Annotated in this window: 17 protein-coding genes; 8 read left to right on the top strand and 9 right to left on the bottom strand. The window is 27.0% G+C overall.

Annotated elements, in window-relative coordinates:
• Positions 1 to 126 precede the first annotated feature (126 nt).
• Genes QP548_RS05490 through pelG form a run of 5 tightly spaced genes read left to right on the top strand, consistent with a single transcriptional unit; the run spans position 127 to position 7,749 of the window.
• Positions 127 to 2,166, top strand: a complete 2,040-nt coding sequence (locus QP548_RS05490; protein ID WP_061427921.1) for an NAD(P)-dependent oxidoreductase — start codon at positions 127 to 129, stop codon at positions 2,164 to 2,166.
• Positions 2,159 to 3,037: a hypothetical protein gene (locus QP548_RS05495; protein ID WP_061427920.1), complete on the top strand. Its 879-nt coding sequence runs from the start codon at positions 2,159 to 2,161 to the stop codon at positions 3,035 to 3,037. The genes QP548_RS05490 and QP548_RS05495 overlap by 8 nt, the downstream gene beginning before the upstream one ends.
• 10 nt (positions 3,038 to 3,047) lie before the next feature.
• A complete protein-coding gene (locus tag QP548_RS05500) occupies positions 3,048 to 4,871 on the top strand; it encodes a DUF2194 domain-containing protein (RefSeq protein WP_061427917.1) in 1,824 nt (607 codons plus the stop codon).
• A 4-nt stretch (positions 4,872 to 4,875) separates the two neighbouring features.
• A complete protein-coding gene (gene pelF / locus QP548_RS05505; protein ID WP_061427916.1) occupies positions 4,876 to 6,285 on the top strand; it encodes a GT4 family glycosyltransferase PelF in 1,410 nt (469 codons plus the stop codon).
• Between the two features lie 3 nt (positions 6,286 to 6,288).
• Positions 6,289 to 7,749: an exopolysaccharide Pel transporter PelG gene (gene pelG, locus QP548_RS05510; RefSeq protein WP_061427915.1), complete on the top strand. Its 1,461-nt coding sequence runs from the start codon at positions 6,289 to 6,291 to the stop codon at positions 7,747 to 7,749.
• A 26-nt stretch (positions 7,750 to 7,775) separates the two neighbouring features.
• Here pelG and QP548_RS05515 read toward each other — a convergent pair whose 3' ends face one another.
• Positions 7,776 to 9,155 (bottom strand): DUF4832 domain-containing protein, encoded by a 1,380-nt coding sequence (locus QP548_RS05515; protein ID WP_061427914.1) that lies wholly within the window; start codon positions 9,153 to 9,155, stop codon positions 7,776 to 7,778.
• Between the two features lie 168 nt (positions 9,156 to 9,323).
• Positions 9,324 to 10,523, bottom strand: coding sequence for a threonine ammonia-lyase (gene ilvA / locus QP548_RS05520; protein ID WP_061427913.1), 1,200 nt, complete (start codon positions 10,521 to 10,523; stop codon positions 9,324 to 9,326).
• 127 nt (positions 10,524 to 10,650) lie between these two features.
• On the opposite strand from ilvA, the gene QP548_RS05525 reads away from it, so the two are divergent.
• Complete coding sequence (locus tag QP548_RS05525; protein WP_003452540.1) at positions 10,651 to 10,869, top strand: DUF3892 domain-containing protein; 219 nt, start codon at positions 10,651 to 10,653, stop codon at positions 10,867 to 10,869.
• Positions 10,870 to 11,644: 775 nt separating this feature from the next.
• The gene (locus QP548_RS05530) at positions 11,645 to 12,739 is read left to right on the top strand and encodes a tyrosine recombinase XerC (protein WP_407062930.1); all 1,095 of its coding nucleotides are present in this window, start codon (positions 11,645 to 11,647) and stop codon (positions 12,737 to 12,739) included.
• Positions 12,740 to 12,829: 90 nt separating this feature from the next.
• Here the strand turns inward: QP548_RS05530 and QP548_RS05535 are convergent, their stop codons facing one another.
• Positions 12,830 to 13,222, bottom strand: a complete 393-nt coding sequence (locus tag QP548_RS05535) for a hypothetical protein (RefSeq protein WP_003477798.1) — start codon at positions 13,220 to 13,222, stop codon at positions 12,830 to 12,832.
• 208 nt (positions 13,223 to 13,430) lie between these two features.
• Between QP548_RS05535 and lexA the strand changes: the two genes are divergently transcribed.
• On the top strand, positions 13,431 to 14,042 hold the full coding sequence (gene lexA / locus QP548_RS05540; protein WP_003452542.1) for a transcriptional repressor LexA: 612 nt from the start codon (positions 13,431 to 13,433) through the stop codon (positions 14,040 to 14,042).
• A gap of 143 nt (positions 14,043 to 14,185) precedes the next feature.
• On the opposite strand, the gene QP548_RS05545 is transcribed toward lexA, so the two are convergent.
• The 6 genes from QP548_RS05545 to mutS form a co-directional block, all read right to left on the bottom strand.
• Positions 14,186 to 15,091, bottom strand: a complete 906-nt coding sequence (locus QP548_RS05545) for a hypothetical protein (RefSeq protein ID WP_061427912.1) — start codon at positions 15,089 to 15,091, stop codon at positions 14,186 to 14,188.
• Between the two features lie 258 nt (positions 15,092 to 15,349).
• The gene (locus QP548_RS05550; protein WP_003460452.1) at positions 15,350 to 16,630 is read right to left on the bottom strand and encodes an aminotransferase class I/II-fold pyridoxal phosphate-dependent enzyme; all 1,281 of its coding nucleotides are present in this window, start codon (positions 16,628 to 16,630) and stop codon (positions 15,350 to 15,352) included.
• Positions 16,631 to 16,735: 105 nt separating this feature from the next.
• Positions 16,736 to 16,978: an RNA chaperone Hfq gene (gene hfq, locus QP548_RS05555; RefSeq protein WP_003460455.1), complete on the bottom strand. Its 243-nt coding sequence runs from the start codon at positions 16,976 to 16,978 to the stop codon at positions 16,736 to 16,738.
• Between the two features lie 43 nt (positions 16,979 to 17,021).
• Positions 17,022 to 17,954, bottom strand: coding sequence for a tRNA (adenosine(37)-N6)-dimethylallyltransferase MiaA (gene miaA / locus QP548_RS05560; RefSeq protein WP_061427910.1), 933 nt, complete (start codon positions 17,952 to 17,954; stop codon positions 17,022 to 17,024).
• Positions 17,955 to 17,971: 17 nt separating this feature from the next.
• Entirely contained in the window at positions 17,972 to 19,996 is a 2,025-nt protein-coding gene (gene mutL / locus QP548_RS05565) for a DNA mismatch repair endonuclease MutL (RefSeq protein ID WP_061427909.1), read from the bottom strand.
• 26 nt (positions 19,997 to 20,022) lie between these two features.
• Positions 20,023 to 22,752, bottom strand: a complete 2,730-nt coding sequence (gene mutS / locus QP548_RS05570; protein ID WP_061427908.1) for a DNA mismatch repair protein MutS — start codon at positions 22,750 to 22,752, stop codon at positions 20,023 to 20,025.
• Between the last annotated feature and the right edge of the window lie 10 nt (positions 22,753 to 22,762).

The raw sequence follows: 22,762 nt of genomic DNA on the forward strand, positions 1-22,762 counted from the left end.
AGAAGAGATGATTTATCATCTCTTCTTTTTATTTAATAAACTATATCACATAAAAAAATATATTATACAATAAATGGTTTAAAATGTTATAATATTTATAACAAAAATTTAAAGAAAGGAGTTTTTATGAATAAACTACTTATAGTTGGAAGACAGAATGCTTTAATAGAAGCCATTGCTCATAGATTTTTAAAAGAAGGATTCAAGATAGTAATAATATCTAATACCTTTAAAAACTCAAAGTATAAAATCTTCAAAGAGAACTTAGATGACAAAAAACATGAACATATATTTAAAAGAAACTTGTTTAAATGTGTTATTTACTTAGACTATTTTGATGATATAAATAAGTTAAATAAATTTTTAAAATTTTCTTCTCATTATAAGGTTAGTAATTTTATAAGAATAACAGATTTTATTAAAGATACTGATTCTGATAACATATATGCACCTTTGAGTCATAGCATTTGTTCAGTATTTAGAGATTATTTTAATAATTCAATGAAGGTAGCAAGTCTAAGACTCCCTATAATTTATGGTGAGGGATTAGCTGAAGATTTTGTTGACAAGAATATCTTTATGATTATGGATAATCTTATGGAAGGGAAAAATATTACTTATGATGATACTTTAAAAAGAATATACATTCATGTAAATGATGCTTCAGAAGTAGCCTATTTATCATTTCAATATTCCTTAAATGATAAATATACTATCCCAAGTAATTATAGTGTATCATTAAATGATTTATACAATATATTGAAAGGAAATATATATGATTTAAATATTGATGAGAATAAAAATTATTTTTATGACTATAAATTTATTATTAATACTAAGTTTAAAGAAAAATATTCTATTTTAAAAGAACTTCCTATTATATATGAAAGATATAAATACAGTATAAATGAAAAGAAAAAGATAAAGTCAAATAAATATAAGAAATTAAAAAAATTTTTAAAGCATTGCAAACCTTATGTAGAAAATGGAGTTTTATTTATACTTGTTTACTTTGTATCAAAAATAATTTCACCAGGAGATTCCATATTCTCTGTTGTAGATATAAAGTTAATATATATTATTGTTATAGGGATTGTATATGGATCTAAACAATCTCTAATTGCTACTTTTTTATCCTGTGCTTTATTAGTTGGACAAAGCTTAGATAGAGGTATTTCTATTGTTTCTATACTTGTACTAAACGAGTCTTTAATACAATTACTTACATATGTATTAGTTGGTATATATGTTGGATATGTTAGCGATTTTAAAAATGTTCAAATAAAAGCGTTAAAAAATGAAAATAAAAAACAGGAAGAGGAGTATGAATTTTTAGAGGATTTATATAATAAAACCTATGATGAAAAGAAAGAACTTGAAGAAAAAGTTATTTCATCAAAGGATAGCTTTGGAAAAATATATTCCGTTGTTAAAGAATTAGATAGTTTAGAACCTCAATATATATTAAAATCATCCATAGATATTTTAGAAGAATTTTTAGATAGTAAGAGAATTGCAATTTATACTTTGAGAAACAATTTCTTACGACTTAATGTAAAGTCTAATAATGAAGATTTTAAACCTAATAATAGTGTTGATTTTAACAAATTAAATCTTATAAAAAGTCATATACAAGAAGGAGAAATTTTCATAAACAAAGGATTAGATTTATCTATGCCTATGATGGTTGCACCTATAAAAAAAGGAAATAAAGTTATAGCTACTATAATGATAGAAGAGATAGAATTTTCAAAAATGAATTTATATTATGAAAATCTATTTAAAGTAGTTTCTAATTTAATAGAATCTTCTATAGTAAAAGCTTATGATTATGAGAAATTAACTTCAAAAGAAAGATATATAGAGAATACTATTTTCTTAAATGAGAATATCTTCAAAAAGCTTCTAAAGATAAAACAAACTGCTAAATTTGAAAAGAAGCTAGATTATACTTTACTTAAGGTTGAAAGTAATTTTGATTTAAAACTTTTATCTGATATTGTTAAATCTTCCATAAGAGAAACTGACTTCGCCGGCATAATGGATGGTGTTATATATGTATTGCTACTTAACACTGCAAAGGAAGAAAGTTGTATACCTATCAATAGATTAAAGGCTAAAGGTATAAGTGCCAAAGTGGTAGAAGAGGTAATAGATAATGATTAAACTATTAGGAATAAATATATTATTAAGTTTCATTCTCTATATAGTGATGAAATTGTTAAGGAAAAATGGAGCTAATACCATACTTTTAATCTCCTTATCAATTCCATATGTAGGATTTATTATATTGTTATTTATACTAATATGTGAGAAATTAGTTTCTACTGATCATGGAAGAGAAGTTTTGAAAAGAGAAAGTAAATATGAAAAAAGCATAAGTTTATTGGTAAGGGCTGCTGAGCTAGAGCATAAAAAAGATCTAATATCAGCTGAGGAAGCTTTAATATTAAATAATAATTCTGTCAAAAGAGAATTAATAAAGGATGTATTAAAAAAAGACACCTATAAATATAGAAATATTTTATTAAATGCTTTAATGGATGAAGATACTGAAACCTCTCATTATGCAGCTACTGCTATAACTCAGATGAAGGGAAAGTTAACAATATTAATACAAAAATTTGAGGCTGAATATGAAAAGAATCCAAAGAATCAAGAAAATGCCGATATGTTTTTAAGAGCCATTAAAGACTATATTGAAAGTAATATTATAGATTCTAAAGAAATTATTAAACTAAAGTATATGTATAGGGGAGTACTTGAAGAATATAAACAAAATTTTGAATTTACATTAATTCACTTTGAAGAACTTATTAAAGCTTGTATAAATCTTAAAGAATATAAAAAAGCATTGGAATATAATTATGAGTTTAAAGAAAAGTTCAAAGATGATATTAAGCCATACATTCTTCTACTTGAAATCTATTATTATTTAAAAGATAAGGAAAGTTTCAATAATGTAATTTTAGAAATTAGAAACTCTAGTTTAAAATTAGATAATGACTCTTTAGATTTATTAAGATTTTGGATATAGGAGGAGAAGGATGTTTAGTAAGAAATTTATTTTTTCCTTTGTAGCATTAAGCTTGCTATTAGGACTTTTACTTTCTTTTATGAAGATAAACTACGTCTTTGATAAGATTGATAATACGAATATAACAAACTTAAATAAGGAAGTATTTTCATCTTCACAATATGAAGAGATGAAAAAAAATTCTTCTGATAAATTTTTAATTTTATGTGGAAATGAAGAAGAGGATAATAAAATATACGAAAACCTTAAGGTTATAATTGATGATATGGATAAAGAATTAATTAAGTTACCTATAACACAATTTAATGGTGATACTTCTGGATATAGGGATATTATTATAAATACTGAATACTTAGAAGACTTTAATTATTTACCACAACTAATATCCTATGTAAAAAAGGGTGGAAACTTAGTGTTTGCTCAACGTCCACTTATAAGTGATAATTTAAAATCTATTTCTAAAGATATAGGTATAGAAAAAATGCTTTCAGATGAGCCAATAGATGCAGATTCTATGTATGTTATGTCTAATATATTAATAAAAGGATATGGATTAAAGAGAACTGAAGATACAGAAAATAGTTCTTTAAAAGTTGAACTAACTAAAGATTCTTTAGTTCACATAAAAGCTGATAAGGATATCCCTCTTCTTTGGGAAAAAAGTCTAGAAAGTGGAAAAGTTATCTTTTCAAATGGTCAATTTTTAGGCGAGAAAGGAAATAGGGGACTTCTTACTGGGGTACTTTATAGAACAGGAAAGAATTTTATTTATCCAATAATTAATTCAAAAGTATTTTATATAGATGATTTTCCAGCTCCTATAACTAAAAATATTTCTAAAAATATTTATGAAGAATATCATATGAATGATCAAAAATTCTTTGCAAATATATGGTGGCCTGATATTGTTGGACTTTGTAGTAAATATAATTTGAAACCAACAGGATATTTGATATATAACTATCAAGATGCAACTAAGGATATAGAAAATTTTGAAGGTGATGCTTATTATGAAAGTCTTATAACTCAAGGAAGAAATTTATTTAAAGTAGGTGGAGAACTTGGAATACATGGTTTTAATCATCAACCCTTAAGAACCGAAGGTTATAAAGATGATAGTTTAGGCTATAATTCTTGGAAAGATTATAATTCAATGGTTAATGCACAAATAGCATTAAATAAATTTATACATACTATTTATCCTAATTATGAGGTTAAAGGTTATGTACCTCCATCTAATATAATTAGTAAGGAAGGAATTAGTGCTCTAAAAGAAGGGTTTCCAAGTATAAATGTTATATCATCTCTTTACGTTGTTGCAAATGAAGACATTGCTTATGAACAAGAGTTTTCAAAGGGATCAGATGGAATATATAACTTTCCTAGGTATAGCTCTGGTTATGATTATCAAGAATTTGATAGATGGATGATATATAATGGAATAACTATAAACGGTGTATTTTCTCATTTTATACATCCTGATGATATATTAGATCCGGAAAGAAACCATGGTTTATCATGGGAAGGCCTAAAAAAAGATTTTACAAAATTAATGAGCGAAGTCTATGATAATTTTAAATGGTTAAAGTCTGATACTATTTCTCAAGGTGTAGGTGCTTTAAATGAGTATCTAACAACTAAAAGTGCCTTTTCATATAAAGAAAATTCCATAAAATGTGCTTTAGAATCTTCTGGGAAAAATGATTATTTCATTTTAAGAACAGATAAACCTGTAACAAAAAGTAGAGGATGTTCTTATGAAAAAATAGATGATGAATTATATCTTATTCATTCTACTGAAACTGATTTTGAAATAATATTAGGAGGAAATTAATAAGATGAAAATTTGCTTAATAGCAGAGGGGAGTTATCCATATGTAACAGGAGGAGTTTCAAGTTGGATTCAAATGCTTGTTAGTAATATGCCTGAACATGAATTTATAATATTTGCTATAAGTGCAAATAAAAACGAACACCATTCTTATAAATATGAAATCCCAAATAATGTAATTGAAATAAGGGATATATACCTTGAAGTAGATAAAAATAAACAAAAGAAAAGCAATGTTAAACTTTCTCTTAGTGATAATGAAAAAAATCTTATATTAAAATTTATAATAGGTGAATATTTTGACTGGCAGGATTTTTTTGATTGTATGAAAAGACTCAAGAATATTAATACAGTTGATATATTAATGAGCGAAGATTTTTTTGATGTTGTAAGCGAAGTTGCAACAAAGTATTACCCATATATAGTTTTTAATCATTTCTTTTGGACAATACGCTCCATGATGATAACTGTATTTGAGGTATTAAAAAGTGATATTCCAGAGGCTGATATCTATCATAGTGTATCTACAGGATATGCAGGTCTTGTAGGTGCTCTTGGAAAGTATTATCATAAAAATTCTAAATTTATTTTAACAGAACATGGTATATATACTAGAGAAAGAGAAGAAGAGATAATTAAGGCTGATTGGGTAAAGGGGTATTTTAAAGATAGTTGGATTAAATATTTCTATAATTTATCAAGAGCTGCCTATACTTATACTGATGAAGTATTTACTTTATTTCAGAAAAATAAGGAGCTACAAATAGAATTAGGTTGTAAAGAAGATAAAATTAAAATAATACCCAATGGAGTTAAGTTAGAAAGATTTTCTAGTATAAATAGAAAGAAAGATAATGATTCAATAATTAATATAGGTGCTATAGTTAGAGTAGTTCCTATAAAAGATGTAAAAACAATAATACAAGCTTTTATATTGGCAAATGAAACTATCAAGAATATGAAACTTTATATTATGGGACCTATGGATGAAGATGAAGATTATACAAGAGAGTGTTTAGATTTCGCTAAAGCTTCTGGTAATAAAAATATATTGTTTACAGATAGGGTTAACGTCTTAGACTATATAGGGAAAATGGATATACTTATATTAGGTAGTATTAGTGAAGGGCAACCCTTATCTGTTTTAGAAGGTATGGCTGCTAAAAAGCCTTATATAACAACAAATGTAGGTGCTTGTAAAGAACTATTGTATGGAAATAATGATGGATTAGGGAATTGTGGAATAGTTGTCCCTGTTATGGGTTATTATCAAATGGCTCAGAGTATAATTAAATTATCTAGAGATGAAAATCTTAGAAAAGAAATGGGTGAAATAGGTTTTAAAAGAGCTTCTTTATTCTATACCCAGGAACAATTTATAGAAAACTATAGAAAAATATATAGAGAGTTGGTTTAGTATATGGCTGGAATTGGATTTGAATTAAAAAAGATAATTGATAGAGATAATATTTTTGCTCAAGCAAGAGTATACTTTATGTCATCTTTAATCACTGTTGGCCCAATGATCATTTGTATAATCTTATTTTTAGTAATGCAAAGATTATTAAAAAATCTTGGTGTCTCTTATGCTAATATACAAATATTTAATGCAGTAATAATATATTCTTTTTTAATATCTTATATAAGTTCAAATGGAATAAGTATGCTTATGTCTAGATATATATCAGATTGTATTTATACAAAAAAAAGTGGATGTATCTTTGAATCATTCTTAGGAGTAAGCATTATTTGCAGTGTTATAAGCACCTTAGTTGTGAGCATACTTTTAATAAATTCTCCATTAAATTTAATTATAAAAAGTATTTGTTTTATGATTACAATAATATTATCCTTGATTTGGTTAGAAATAATTTACTTATCTGCAATTAAGGAATATTTACATATAGTATCTTTTTTTCTAATAGGAATTTCTATAGTTATTTTAGGTACTATATTAGGTATAAAGTTTTTAGGGATACCTCCAATATATAGTGCTTTATTATTTTCACTAGCCGGTTATATTTTTATTGCAATATCTTTTATGGTTCTTTTGTATAAAGTTTTTGGAATAAGGGATTTAAGATTATCTAACTGTTTAAAATTCATTGATAGTATTGATAAATATTATGAACTATTATTTATAGGATTGTTTTTATCTCTAGGTGCATATTTTCCTAATATACTTATTTGGTTAACACCCAATGCTACTTTAGTAGAAGAAACCTTTAGAATTGCATCCTTTTATGATGTTCCTAGTTTTTACGCATTCTTAAGTGTTATACCTTCTGTGGTTATATTTACAGTAAAAATAGAAACAGCTATATACCCTAAGTATAAAGAATTTTATAATTTTGTAAGAGAGAGTGGAAGTATAAATGAAATTAGAAGATCTAAAAAAATTCTTATAGATACTATAATACTTCATATGACACATATGATTGAAGTTCAATTTATAGCTAGCTTTGCATGTATTGTCTTTGGATTTAAAATGCTTCCTAATATGGGGTTTGCAAGCGATTCTTTAGAAATATTCGGTATATTAACCTTAGGTGCAATATCATATATATCTATGAGTTTTTTAATTCTCATGCTTTTATATTTTGATGCTAGAAAAGATGCATTACAAGTATCTTTAGTATTTTTTATAACTACAGTCTTATTTTCTGTAATAACTGTTATTATTGGACCAGAGTATTATGGATATGGATTTTTTATAAGCAGTATAATTTCTGTAGTATTTGCATTTAATAGAATTAACAACTTTTTCAAAATAATAGAATATAGAACCTTTGCATCTCAACCGGTTTTTCAGGTGGAAGAAAAGAGATTCTTTAGCAGAATATATAATTTTTTTAATAAGGAAAATAAAAAAGAAGTTTAATGCAAAATGCATTAAACTTCTTTTTATTATATGGTTATAGAACCTATTTTAAAATAATTTAATAAAACCTCTTCATCATTTCCAAATTTTATTGAAGCTTTTTGGGTTGAAGGATCTAAAATACCTAATGCTAGTTTATATTCACCTTTTTCTAGATTTTTATCTAATTCTATATTTGCTTTAATAATATTTTCACCAGGAAGCCAATTTCTTATATCATCCTTTAGTAGAATTTCATCCTTTATCTGATGATCTTTATCTATAAGGACAATTTCAATAGGCCAATTAAAATAAAAAGGTACAACTCCTTTATTTTGAATCTTTAGTTTTATATTAATATTATTAGTGAAATTTGATTTGAAATATTTAGATTCTTCAATAACAAATTTATAACCTAGTGTATTTAAAATTCTATCATAACTTTCCTTATAAGTATTATCTCTATCAGCAGGACAATTAGGACCTATAAATGTGGTATGCAAAGTTTTTAATTGATCTATAGTAGATTCTATGGAAAACTTCTTAAAATAGTTTATACTTTGGTCACCATAAGCAAACTCTCCACCAGATGGAGCCCTTTTCCAAAAATCTTTCATTTCAGGTTCATCTGTATTTAATAAATCATTATAGTATCCATTGTTAACCCAAGACAAAAATTCATCTGTAGAATTCTTATCTCCTATCATATCATTAAATAAACCAAAGTGGTTTTGCTTAGCTATTTTAAAAGGACGTCTCATCATCATTATTTTATTAGAAAAGTATTTTAAATATGGTTTAACATATTCATTTGCACTAGATTCATCAGGAAATTTTAGTTTTATTTTATCATCTTCATAAGTATGCCATTCTCCCCAATGACCAATACTACCTAACTCTATAAAAGCTATTTCAGAAGAAGAGTTGTATCTTTCTCCTAAGGCTTTAATAAGTTTTTCATGATAATATATTAAAGTTTCATTTTCATAGTTAGGACTAAAACCTTTACCATATGAAATATCATACCAAGTACCATCTCCGCCTATTTCATTATATAACCATTTAGGTATTTGCATTGAATTTTCTTTGTTAGGATAATCTAGAACTAGCCTAATTATCATTTTTACATTTTTAGATTTCCAATAGTCAAAATTAAATTTTTTCTCTATATTTTTAAAGTCGTAAATTCCTTTTGATGGCTCTAAATCACTCCAGTATAAATTAGCATAAACTAAGGAATGTGGTTGAATATAGTCTTTGTACTTAGCATCTGGTGCCCATCCCATAAAAGGATTAATTAAAACTTCATTAGATATTTTAGGTTTATATACAATATTTTTATTTGTATTCTTATATATAAAGAAGAGGAGTATAACTGTTGCAATACATGTAACAATTAAGAAATATACTTTGCTTTTTATATTCATACTTTTATTAGTCACCCCTTTTGATTTAAGTGTATTAAAAGAATACATTAAATAGTTTTAAAAATCAATTATTATATAGTAGAATGAATAAAATTTAAAGATAATAAACACTCATTTATATAAAAAAAGATGATTCTAACCTTAGAATCATCTTTTAATTACATTTTATTAATATATTTGTTTTATAACATAGTTTTGATCTGTTAAGGCTTTTTTAATTTCATCTATATGAGAGTGGCCATTGGTCTCTAAGGTTACTTCTATAACCATATTCTTAAGAGCATCTGTTGCTTTAAAATGGTCATGTTCAAGTTTTACTATATTAGCATTAGTATCAGCAAGAACTTTAGCAATCTTTAATATTTGTCCAGGTTTATGAGGAACTTCTAGACTAAATCCAAAAAGTCTTCCTTTAGCTACTAATGCACTATTTATTAATGAAGTTATAGTAACCATATCTATATTACCGCCACTTATTATTGATACCACATTTTTATCTTTAAAATTTAATTTAGAAGAGGCTGCTAATGATACAGCTCCAGAAGCTTCTGCTAAAAGTTTATGTTTTTCACTTAAGGTAAAGAATGCTTCAACAATTTCATGATCTGATACAGTTATTATATCATCAACATATTCTTTTATAAATTTAAATGTTAAATCACCTGGTCTTTTTACTGCAATTCCATCAGCAATGGTATCAACAGAATCTAAAGCAATTATTTCTCCTGCCTTAAAACTTTTAACCATTGCATTAGCCCCTTCAGCTTGTACTCCAATTACTTTAACATTAGGGTTTAAGGCCTTAGCAGCTAAAGTAACTCCACTTATTAATCCACCGCCACCTATAGGGCAGAGAATAACATCTACATCCTTTAAATCTTCAAATATTTCTAAGGCTACTGTACCTTGTCCACAAATTACATCAATATCATTAAATGGATGTATAAATAAAGCTCCTTGTTCCTGTTCAATTCTTTTAGCCTCATTAAATGCATCATCATAAACATAACCTGATAAAACAACATTTCCTCCTAAATCCTTTGTTGATTGGATTTTTAGTAGAGGAGTAGTCTTTGGCATTACTATAGTTGATTTAACATTAGCTTGTGATGCTGCAAAAGCTACGCCTTGAGCATGATTTCCAGCAGAAGAGCAAACAACCCCTTTTACTTTGTCTTCATCTGATAAGGATCTTATTTTATTTAAGGCACCTCTTATTTTGTAAGCACCTGTTAATTGTAAATTTTCACATTTCATATACACTTGGTTTCCAGATTTCTTTGAAAATACCTCACTGTATATTAAAGGTGTTTTTATAACTACATCTTCTATATTTTTTTTTGCTTTAATAATTTTTTCTAAATACAAAATAATCACCCCTCATTTCTCATTATGTAAACCTTTTATAATTTAATTATAACAAATAAAAATGATTTTTTACAGGGAATATTTTTTTTAAAAGTATACAAAATAATAGTAAAGGAAGGTGATAATTATGTCAGATTCTATAGTTAAAGTAAAAAAGAATAGTAATGGAGAAATTACAGATTACGTTTTAAGTAGTGGAAAGACTGTTTCTAAAGCTGAAGGTGTAAAGCTTGCAGAAGAGGGAATGATAGATGGAGTAATAATTTCTCATTCAAAGAAAGGGGAAGCTTATTTAAGAAGCATTCCTGATGGAAAAGAAAGTAACAATTTAGATGAATTATCATAATTAAAAGTTTTTAGATGTTTATATTATAATGAACAATGAAGATAGCTAAATTTAAGTTATCTTCATTGTTTTTTTGTATTCTAATATCTAAATACGATATTAGAATAGGGTCTTTAATTTATGTAGTTAATTAAATCAGTAATTATATACTATATTATTTTATTTATAATGTATATTTACTATGGTTTTGGTTATACTTAAGATATATCGATATTTATTATTATGCATAAAATGTATTACTTTTATATGTAATACTAATTGTATTACTATTAGTTAAAATAAACACTTTATAATTTTTCATCAAAAGATTTTTTGATGAAAAATTATATTTTAAAGTTAAATGAGTTAAAAAACAATATTAAATCAGATTGTTTGAAATACACATATGGATTTCTAAAATGTCCCCAATTTATAACTTCGCTAAATATACATTTAGCGAAGTTATTGTGTTTTTTGATAAAATATGCTACAATATAGTCATATCAAGGCTTTGAAAGGATTTTAGACTATGAATAATGAAGCAAATCAATTCGAAAATTTTAAATACTCACAAGAAATCAAAGAATTACTAAATATAAATTTAAGTAATGATGACTTAAACAATCTTGATCATATATATAACTATTACGATTCTCAAAATATCCAGCGTGATTATGAAGATTTAATTGAAGATATTTATATTTTTATTTTCAAGAGAAATCTAAGTATTACACAACTGGCAGAGATATATAAAGTTAATCAAAGAATAATTAAACGATGGTTAAAAGAACTTGGAATGGACAAGCTTTTGGAAGTTGAAAAAGGCGCTCATTCTGTTGAAAAATCAAATTTTAAAAACAGCAAACAAGATGAATTACTCGAAAAGAATAAATTAAAATTTGATTTTTTAGAGAAATCGAAGCATCCAAAAAGAGTTATTGAATTCTTAAACTACTTAGAAAATGTAAAAGGAAAATCCCTAAACACCGTAAAAGGATATTCAGTTGATTTAGGATTATTTTTTAAATTTTTAAAAGTTTTAAAAGTTTATAAAGGTCTAGAAAATAATATTGAATTAGAAAAAATTGAAGAAGTTGAAATTTCTGATTTAGGTGATAATTTTATAAAGGATATAACACTATCTGATATATATGCATTTTTAGCTTTTTTAGAAAAAGTTAGAAACAATAGTGCTTATGCCAGAGCTAGAAAAGTTGCTACTTTAAAATCTTTCTTTAAGTTTTTAAATTCTAAAATAAAACTAATAGATGAAAACCCTACAGTAGAATTAGAATCTCCAAAGATAAATAAAAGACACCCAGTTTATTTAACCTTAGATCAAAGTATAACTGTTTTAAACTCTATGGATAAAGGAAATAAAAATTATTATAGAGATTATTGTATACTAACTTTATTTTTAAACTGCGGAATGAGATTATCTGAACTTTGTAATATTGAAATAGAAAAAATCAAAGGAGATACCTTAACTATTATAGGTAAAGGAAATAAAGAAAGAACTGTTTATTTAAATGAAGCTTCAATTGCAGCCATAGAAAACTATTTGAAAAATAGAAATGATTTAAAAGCTACTGAAGAAGCTAAAAAATACTTGTTTTTATCAAGTAAATATAGACCTATAAATAAAAGAAGCGTTGAAATTTTAGTGAAAAAACATATAGAAAATGCAGGGTTTAAAGATCAAAAATATACACCACATAAGCTTAGACATACAGCTGCCACACTTATGTATAAGTATGGTAATGTAGATATAAGAAGCTTGCAAAATATATTAGGCCACGAAAATATTTCAACAACCCAAATATATACCCATGTAGATGATGAAACTCTAAGAGAAGCAGTTAAAACTAATCCTTTAGCAAATATAAAATAGCACCATTTCTTGATTTTATGAAGAAAATACGATAGTAGAACATATGTTCTACTATCGTATTTTTAGCACTTTTATATAAGAAACACTCTTCTACTTTTCTTTTATTTTAAGTTTTCTAACCCCTGGAAATACTTCTTCTGTCATTTCTTCCATAGTTAAATCATCATTTAAATCTATATCTTCAAGATATTCAATATGATCAAAAGCATCCTCATATTCATCTTGCTTAGCTAAATACTCTTCCCAAGTTTCTGTTGTAAGCTCTTCTTCTAAATCATCTTCCATTTCTTCTTGTTCTTCTTCAGCAAGTTTTTTAAGAGTTTCTTCTATTTTCTTGTTTTCTTCAACTTCTTTTGCTATGTCAGCTATTCTTATGGCTTTTGTATCTATTCCTTGCATCTCTAGACAATCACCGCAATTATCGCAAATCTTCCCATTATACACATCACAATAATCATCATTGTTAAATACTTTTTTATCCATAAAGTCACCTCTTACTTAAAAATCATCTTTTCATTATAACAAATATACTCTTTTTTATCAAATAAAAAGTTGTTTTTCCATAAAAAAATAATACAAAAATCACCTTATTTTAAGTGTTTTTATGAAAGTTACGGTATGAGAACATAAGTTTGCTATACTCTCCTTACTGTGGTATAATATTACCAAAGAATCGTGAGGTGCAATTACTATGATTATTAAGGAAAATTCAGATAAACAAACTCAAATATATAACTTTTTAATTGAATTTACAAAATCAAAGGGGTATCCACCTTCAGTTAGAGAGATATGTCAAGCAGTTAGCTTGAAATCAACCTCAACTGTTCATGGACATTTAAAGAGATTAGAGAAAAAAGGATTAATATATAGAGATCCAACTAAGCCAAGAGCTTTAGAAATAGTAGAATTATCTAATGAAGAAAAGGAATTAATAGATATTCCTATAGTAGGTAAAGTCACTGCTGGTATGCCTATTTTAGCTACAGAGAACATAGAAGATATGTTTCAAATACCTATAAACTACGTTAAGCACAATAATGATTTATTTATTTTAAAAGTTACTGGAGACAGTATGATAGAAGCTGGAATCTTAGATGGAGATTTAGCAATAATAGAACAAAAAAACGTAGCAACAAATGGTGATATTGTAGTAGCTCTAATAGAAAATGAAGCTACCATAAAAAGATTTTTTAAGGAAAATGGATTCATAAGACTACAACCAGAAAACAAAAACTATGAACCTATAATAGTTGAAGATTGCTCTATTTTAGGTAAATTAGTAGGAATTTATAGAGCTTATTAAGAAAAAATGCTAGGGAATTTTATGCGTTACAAATTTCCTAGCATTTTTCTTATTATTTGATAAATATTCAACTATATAATCTATACTGAATATTAAAGCACCTATATTATCTAAATTGAGTTATTAATTCACCAATCAATATATTATGAATTTAACTTACTTTCTAAAACTTCTTTTTCATATTTTAAAGTTTTTATATCTAATTCTAAGGTTCTTTTCTCTAATTCTAACCTACTTTCAAAATCCTTTCTAAGCTTCTCAGACTCTTTTTCTGCCATTTTAGAGTATTTTGTCTCTAACAACTCTAACTCCTTCTTATGATCCTTTCTCATAGCTTCTACAAGCTTTTTATATGATTCTACCTCTTCCCTATAAGACTTCTCTTTTTCTTCATAGAAATTTAGCTTTTCTTTAAGAGATTCCTTTTCTAATTCTAGAGATTTTATATGAGATTCTCTTTCTTTTAAAGAAGCTCTATCCTCTTCCCCTTTATTTCTTAACTCTTCATTTTCACCTTTTAAAGATTCTAAAGATTTTAAAGAGGCTATTTCTTCTTTATTTTTTTCTATTAAATCATAGTTTCTAGATACTAATTGAGATAAAGTACTTTTATCTTTTTCTAAAGTTTTTATATTTTCTTTAAGCTCTTCTATTTCCTTTGTTTTAGCTTTATTATCCTCTTTTAAAGCCTTATCTCTTTCTATAAGCTCCTCTCCTCTTCTTTGAAGCCTCTCTATGGTCACATCCTTTATAGAAAGCTTCTTAACAAACTCCTCTTCTGCTCTTTTTCCTGCATCCTCACTCATTTGAAGAGAAGTTAAGAAAAGTTGGTTTATCTTGTTTAAATAATCCTGAAAAGACTCTATTTCTAACTTTCTTTCTATCAACGTTGATTTAGAATTCTCTAATTCATACAGTGATATTAAGGCATCTAAACATTGTCCTTGATTTCCAAACTCATCAGATGCTATTTTCTTGAATTTATCAAAAGTTTCTTCAGTTACCCTAAAGCTTTTTACTTTTAATTCTTTGTTTCTGCTCTCCTCCAAAACATTTTCCACCTTTCTTTGTAATACGTTATGTAATATATAAAACGTATTACGTAATATTAAACTAATTAACTATTCTAATTATATCTTATAAAAAAGATTTATTCCATAAAAAGAATATAAAAAATAGGCCTTTATCAAAATGAATTTCAATAAGACTTGCAGCCAATAATTCACGAGAAATATCTTTGTAAGTCTTATTATTTTTTGATAAAAGCCTATGTTAATTTTTATATTTAATAATTCAAATTAAGCATATTATTTAAAAATGTTATTTAAAGCTATTAATACACCTATTTTAGCATGATCAAAAGTTAATCCACCTTGTAAATAAGCTATATATGGCTCTCTTATAGGTGCATCTGCTGAAAGTTCTATAGAAGAACCTTGAATAAAGGCACCAGCTGCCATAATAACCTCATCTGAATATCCTGGCATAGCCCATGGTTCACATTCAACGAAAGAATCTATTGGTGAAGCATATTGAACACCCTTACAGAATTTTATAAGTTTTTCTTTATCGTTGAATTTTATAGCTTGAATTATATCACTTCTCTTATCATTATATTTAGGAAGAACTTCAAATCCAGCAAGTTCCATTATTCTAGCACAGAATATTGCTCCTTTTAAGGCTTCTATAGCAACATGAGGAGCCAAGAATAATCCTTGGTAGAAATCTTTCATCACTCCAAAGGTACATCCACACTCTGCTCCTATACCAGGTACAGTAAGTCTATAAGATGCTTGCTCTACATATTTTTCTTTTCCTACTATGTATCCACCAGTTGGAGCTATTCCTCCACCTATGTTTTTAATTAATGATCCTGCTATTAAATCAGCACCAACATCTGTAGGTTCTATTATGTCTATAAATTCTCCATAGCAGTTATCAACAAATACTATTAAGTCTTCTCTTAATTCTTTAATAGCTTTTATTGCTTCTCCTAATTCTTTAACTTGGAAAGCATTTCTCCAACCATATCCAGTTGATCTTTGCATATGTATTAACTTTATTGATTCATCCTCTTTAATCATTTCTAAAGCTTTTTCTATGTTAATCTTTCCATCTACAAGATCTACTTGCTTATAATTAACACCATATTCTTTTAATGATCCTATATTTTCTTCTCCACTTATACCAATTACACTATGTAAAGTATCATAAGGACTACCAGTAACAGCTAATATAGTATCTCCAGGTCTTAAGTTTCCAAATAAAGCTGTTCCTAAAGCATGAGTTCCATTAACAAAATGTGGTCTAACTAAAGCTTTTTCAGCATTAAAGATTCTAGCATAAACTAAATCTAAAGTATCTCTTCCAATATCACCATAACCATATCCTGTTGAATTAGTAAAATGGTTATCTGAAATTCTTTCCTCTTGGAAAGCCTTAAGAACTTTTAATTGATTATATTCTCTTATTTCATCATATATTTTAAATTCATTTTCTACATCAATTATAGCTTGATTATAAAGCTTTATAGTTTCATCTGTGAAACCATATTGTTTTTTTAGTAATTCTATAGTTGCATTAAGCATTATTATACCCCCGCATTATTAAAATATAGTACATTTATAAATCTTATCATATAGAAAAAAAATAGGCAAACCATCTAAGGTTTACCTATTTTTTCTTTTCTATATTTAATTATCAAAAACTTGAGCATTATTAAATAAAATAGGTTTAGCTGGTGATACTGTGCTTATGGCATGTTTATAAACTAATTGTTGCTTTCCATCACTATCTAAAACTACTGTAAAGCTATCGAACCCTTTAACGATACCCTTTAATTGAACCCCATTTACTAAAAATATTGTTACAGGAATTCTTTCCTTTCTTGCATTGTTTAAGAATATATCTTGTAGGTTATTGATTGACTTATTCATTCTATTGCCCTCCATAAATTTTTAATATAATTTAATTATAAACCTAAGAATTTATTATGTCATTAATAATTTTGGAAGAAATATCTTCTTCAGAGGCGAAAGTATCTTTATCTATAAATATAGCTCTAGGATCCTTTCTAAACCAAGTAAGCTGACGTTTAGCATAGTTTCTGCTACCTTGCTTAATCATCTCTATACATTGGTCTAAAGAGATTTTGCCATCAAGATAATATAAAACTTCTTTGTATCCTATACCTTTCATTGATTGCATATCATCAGTTAATCCCATGGCTCTAAGATTCTTAACCTCTTCTAAAAGACCTTTTTCAAACATTATATCAACTCTTTTGTTTATTCTTTCATAAAGCTTTGCTCTATCCATATTAAGTACATAATAATATATATTATATGGAGTTTCATAAATACTATTCTTAGCTTTAAAAGATGAAAATGGTTTTCCAGTTAACTTATAAGTTTCTAATGCCCTAATTACTCTTTTTCTATTATTAAAATGTATAGAATTATAGCTTTCTAAATCAATATCTTTTAGCATTTCATGTAAATATTCATTTCCATGCTCATTAGCTATTTTTTCAAGCTCTTCTCTATACTCTTCATCCTTATCACTTTCTGCAAAATTCATATTGCATATGATTGAATTTATATATAGTCCAGTTCCTCCTACTAATATAGGAAGTTTTCCTCTACTTTGTATATCTTTAATTTTCTCTGTAGCTAAGTCTTTAAATTCAGCTACACTAAACTCCTTACTAGGATCAACAAAATCTATTAAATAGTGAGGGACGCCTCCCATTTCTTCCTTAGAAATCTTAGCTGAACCTATATCCATGTATTTATATATTTGCATAGAGTCAACAGAGATTATTTCACCATTTAGCTTCTTTGCTAGATCTACTGAAAGGTCACTTTTTCCTACGGCTGTTGGCCCAGCAATAATAAGTAAATTATTATTCATTTAAACTGTCTCTCTCCTTAAGTTATTCTTTTAAACTTCTTATCTAATTCATAACTAGTAAATTTAATTATAGTTGGACGTCCATGTGGACAGTGGAAAGGATCATTTATGTATCTTAAATCCTCTATTAAGTTTTCCATTTCTAATATGCTTAAAACATCATTAGCCTTAACTGCCGCCCTACAGGACATAGATGCTATTTTATTATATTTAACCTCTACAGTTTCTCCAGTACCCATTTTCTTTAAGTTATTTATCATAGATGTTATTAGCTCTGTTGGATTTAATTTATCTAAAAAGTATGGTACCTCTTCAATTCTTATAGAATTATCACCAAAATCGCTTATTTTAAATCCTGCCTTTTCAAAAATCTCTTTATTTTCATCGTAATAAAGATAATCCTCTGTAGGTAAGGTTACTACTAGTGGAATCATTAGAGGCTGAATTTCAACCTTCTTTTTAGCTATATCTGAAGAATACTTCTCAAAAAGAATCTTCTCATGAGCTGCATGTTGGTCTATTAAATATAAAGTAGAATCATACTCAGCTAATATATAGGTTTTATTAAATTGACCAATAACTCTTAGCTTAGGGAATTTTGATTCTCTATAAATTGTTTCCTCTAGGGAATTTCCATATTCATTCTTATTACATTTATAATCACTTCTTTCAAGTGATTCAGAAGTACTTTCACTTACTTTATCTTTAAGTTCATTTTTTATAAGTATAGGATCATATGAAATCTCTCTTTTAGCTGAACCTTCTTTAAAATCATTATTTTCTAAAGAGTTATTAATACTAAAAGATTCCTCCTGATTTTCTTTTGATAAGAAATCTACTGGAATATTAACTTCTGTTTTAGCCTCATAATCCTTAGAGGGATTATAAGAATAAATCTCTTCTTTCTTTCTATCCTCACTTACCTTATAATTTATATTTTCTTTTAACTTTTCTAAGGTACTTATTTCTTTATCTAAGCTTTCCTGAATAACTTCTTCTTTTAAAGCTTCAAATTTTTTCTCCTCTTCTTCTGGAAGAGTAAAGGTATCTTTTACATATTCCCTCATAGCTGAATGAACAGCATCAAAAACAACCTTGAATATAAAACGTTCATCTTTAAATTTAATTTCAGATTTTGTTGGATGTATGTTAACATCTATAAGCTCTGGATAAGTATCTATAAATAATACGAAGAATGGAAACTTACCTGTAACATTAAAGGACCTAAAGGCATTTTCCACAGCTACAGTTAAGCTTCTATTTTTTACATATCTCTTATTTACAAAAAGACTTTGATTATTTCTAGATGCTCTTGCTAAGGTATCATTTCCTATAAATCCATAAACAGAAGCTGTATCCTTATGCTCTTCAAAATATATTAAATTTTCAGCAGTGGACTTACCATAAATAGTTCTTATAACATCTATTAATTTTCCATTGCCATAAGTATTTAAAATCTTTTTATTATTATTAAATAATTTAAATGATACATCTGGGTTAGCCAGTGAAATTCTGTTTACTAAGTCATTTATTAAGGCACTTTCTCTAGCCGTTGTCTTTAAAAATTTCTTTCTAGCAGGTACATTAAAGAATAAATCCCTAACTTCTATTTGAGTTCCTCTATTCATAGAACAATCTGTTAAAGATTCTTTTTCTCCCCCGCTAATTACTAATTCCTTACCCATGTCAAAGTCTGATATTTTACTTTTAAAATCAACCCTTGCTATAGAAGCTATACTAGGCAAAGCTTCTCCTCTAAATCCAAGGGTATTTATACTAAATATATCATAAGTATCTTTTATTTTACTTGTAGCATGAGGATTAAAAGCTTTTTCAACATCCTCTGGATGAACCCCTGAGCCATCATCTATTATTTTTATAAGAGATTCTCCACCATTTTGAATCTCTATAGTTATATTTTTTGCCCCTGCATCTAATGAATTTTCTACAAGTTCTTTAACCACAGAAGAAGGTCTTTCAACAACCTCTCCTGCAGCTATTTTATTTGCTGTATCTGCATTTAAAATATTTATTCTATTCAAAATTTATAACAGCTCCTTCCCATAAGCTAAATTAAATTTTTAGCTTCTTTAACTAGAGCATATAATCTATTCATAGCCTCCATAGGATTTAAAGATAAAATATCAACTTCTGAAAGTTCTTTTATTAAATTATCTTTTCCTATGGCAGAGAAATCTAATTGTATTTGATCATCTTCTTTATGTGTTTTAGCATCTGAAGATTTTGAAATAACTTCTTCTTTAATTTCAATTTTATCCTCTTCTACTAGAGTTTCTTTAACTTCATAAGAGGTTGTAATAGAGGCTTCTTCTATGTCTTCTTTTGAAACATTTACTTCTTTAAGAGCTAAATCTAAGTTATCCTTTGAAGATTCCATTTCAAGTTTCTCTAAGATTTCCTTAGCTCTATTTATTACTTCATCTGGAATACCAGCAAGTTTAGCAACCTCAATACCATAAGATTGATCCGCTCCACCTTCTATTATTTTTCTTAAGAAGATAATATTGTTATCCACTTCCTTAACAGCTACTGAATAGTTTCTAACTCCGTGAATTTCTCCTTCTAATTTAGTTAACTCATGATAATGAGTAGCAAAAAGAGTTTTACATCTTAAATTTTTATTCTTACATATATACTCTATAACAGACCAAGCTATACTTAATCCATCATATGTACTCGTTCCTCTTCCAACTTCATCTAAAAGAACCAAGCTATTTTCTGTAGCATTTTTTAAAATGTTAGAAACTTCCCACATTTCAACCATAAATGTACTTTTACCACCTGCTAAATCATCAGAAGCTCCTATTCTAGTAAAGATTTTATCTACTACACTTATATTAGCCTTACTAGCTGGTACAAAGGAACCTATTTGACACATTAAAGTGATAATAGCTACCTGTCTCATATATGTTGATTTACCAGCCATATTAGGCCCTGTTATTATAAGAAGTTGATTATCATCTTTATTTATAATGGTGTCATTAGGAATAAACTCTCCCTTAGGAATTACCTTTTCAACAACAGGGTGTCTTCCATTTTCTATTTTAGTTTCCCCATCTTCATTAATTTCAGGTTTTATAAAATCATTTTCTAAAGCTACAAAGGCTAAATTGCTTATACAATCTAACTCAGCAATTATCTTAGCAGTAGTTTTTAGTCTATCTATATGATTTTCAACTTCATTTCTTATATCTAGGAAAATATCATATTCTAAAGAGCAAAGTTTTTCACTAGCTCCTAAAAGTTTTTCTTCTATTTCCTTAAGTTCTGGAGTAATAAATCTCTCTGCATTAGCTAAAGTTTGCTTTCTTATATACCTTCCTTCAGGAATAGAACTATAATTAGCCTTAGATATTTCTATATAGTAACCAAAGACCTTATTAAATCCTACCTTTAAAGATTTTATGCCAGTAAACTCTCTTTCTCTATTTTCTAAGCTAGATATCCAATCCTTACCGTTAGTCTTAGCAAGTCTTAATTCATCTATTTCGCCATTAAATCTATCCTTTATTAAATCACCATCCTTTAATGTTAGGGATGGATCTTCTTTTATAGATTTTTCTAAAAGCTCATAGATATCTCTTAAATCATCTAAATTATGGTGATAATTCTTTAGAAGACTTGAGGTGCAATTTTCTATAATTCCTTTTACATTAGGAATTTTACCAATAGAAGTTTTTAATGCTATTAGATCCTTAGCATTAGCATTCTTATTTGAAATTTTACCTAATATTCTTTCTATATCATAAATATCATGTAAAGCTTCTTTAAGAGAGTCATTTAAAGAAAGATCATTAAATAATTCTTCAACAGCATTTAATCTTAAAGTTATCTTTTCCTTATTAACAAGAGGTTCTTCAATCCATCTTCTAAGCATTCTACTTCCCATAGAAGTTTCTGTCTTATCTAATACCCAAAGAAGAGAACCCTTCTTGCTTTTTTCTCTTAAATTCTCTGTAAGCTCTAAATTTCTTCTAGAACTTAAATCTATAGTCATAAAATCAACCAAACTATATACTTCTATATCATTTATATTAGTTAAGCTTATTTTTTGAGTATCTAGTATGTATTTAACTAAAGCATTACTTGATTTCTTAACCATTAAACTTAGAGAATTTGATTTTTCTCCAAATTGAGTATTTAATACTTCGTCAAAGTTTTCCTCAAAATATTCTATAGGTTTTCTACTTATTAAGGCTGAAGTAGTTAATGTTATATCTTTTATAAGCTCTTGATCTAAAGAATCTAAAAGTATTATTTCTTTAGGATTAAACTTAGATATTTCATCTAAAATAACTCCCTTTTCTAATTCTCCCTCTGTAGCTAAGAAATCTCCAGTAGAAATATCTGTTATAGCTAGTGAACATCTATTTCTCTCTAAGTCTGAATATATAGTCATTATATAATTATTTTTTGTTTCCTCAACAAAAGAAGAATCTGTATATGTTCCAGGAGTTATAACCTTTATAACATCCCTTTTAACAATTCCTTTAGCAACCTTAGGATCTTCAACTTGTTCACAAATAGCAACTTTATATCCCTTAGCTACTAATCTTCCTATATATGAATTAGATGCATGGAATGGAATTCCACACATAGGTGCTCTTTTTTCTAAGCCACAATCTCTTCCAGTAAGAACTAATTCTAATTCCCTTGCAGCTGTTTCTGCATCCTCAAAGAACATCTCATAGAAGTCTCCAAGTCTAAAAAACAGAATACAATCCTTATAATTTTCCTTTATTTCAAAATACTGACGCATCATAGGCGTTAAAGCCATTTTAAGTACC

It is taken from the genome of Clostridium sp. UMB9555A, from assembly GCF_030222355.1.
In the GTDB taxonomy this organism is placed as follows: Bacteria; Bacillota; Clostridia; order Clostridiales; family Clostridiaceae; genus Sarcina; species Sarcina perfringens.

Excerpts from the sequence above, each read along its gene's own strand:
- QP548_RS05490 (WP_061427921.1), top strand. The coding sequence starts at position 127 with ATGAATAAACTACTTATAGTTGGAAGACAGAATGCTTTAATAGAAGCC.
- QP548_RS05495 (WP_061427920.1), top strand. The coding sequence starts at position 2,159 with ATGATTAAACTATTAGGAATAAATATATTATTAAGTTTCATTCTCTAT.
- QP548_RS05500 (WP_061427917.1), top strand. The coding sequence starts at position 3,048 with ATGTTTAGTAAGAAATTTATTTTTTCCTTTGTAGCATTAAGCTTGCTA.
- pelF (WP_061427916.1), top strand. The coding sequence starts at position 4,876 with ATGAAAATTTGCTTAATAGCAGAGGGGAGTTATCCATATGTAACAGGA.
- pelG (WP_061427915.1), top strand. The coding sequence starts at position 6,289 with ATGGCTGGAATTGGATTTGAATTAAAAAAGATAATTGATAGAGATAAT.
- QP548_RS05515 (WP_061427914.1), bottom strand. The coding sequence starts at position 9,155 with ATGAATATAAAAAGCAAAGTATATTTCTTAATTGTTACATGTATTGCA.
- QP548_RS05525 (WP_003452540.1), top strand. The coding sequence starts at position 10,651 with ATGTCAGATTCTATAGTTAAAGTAAAAAAGAATAGTAATGGAGAAATT.
- QP548_RS05530 (WP_407062930.1), top strand. The coding sequence starts at position 11,645 with ATGGACAAGCTTTTGGAAGTTGAAAAAGGCGCTCATTCTGTTGAAAAA.
- QP548_RS05535 (WP_003477798.1), bottom strand. The coding sequence starts at position 13,222 with ATGGATAAAAAAGTATTTAACAATGATGATTATTGTGATGTGTATAAT.
- lexA (WP_003452542.1), top strand. The coding sequence starts at position 13,431 with ATGATTATTAAGGAAAATTCAGATAAACAAACTCAAATATATAACTTT.
- QP548_RS05550 (WP_003460452.1), bottom strand. The coding sequence starts at position 16,630 with ATGCTTAATGCAACTATAGAATTACTAAAAAAACAATATGGTTTCACA.
- hfq (WP_003460455.1), bottom strand. The coding sequence starts at position 16,978 with ATGAATAAGTCAATCAATAACCTACAAGATATATTCTTAAACAATGCA.
- miaA (WP_061427910.1), bottom strand. The coding sequence starts at position 17,954 with ATGAATAATAATTTACTTATTATTGCTGGGCCAACAGCCGTAGGAAAA.
- mutS (WP_061427908.1), bottom strand. The coding sequence starts at position 22,752 with ATGGCTTTAACGCCTATGATGCGTCAGTATTTTGAAATAAAGGAAAAT.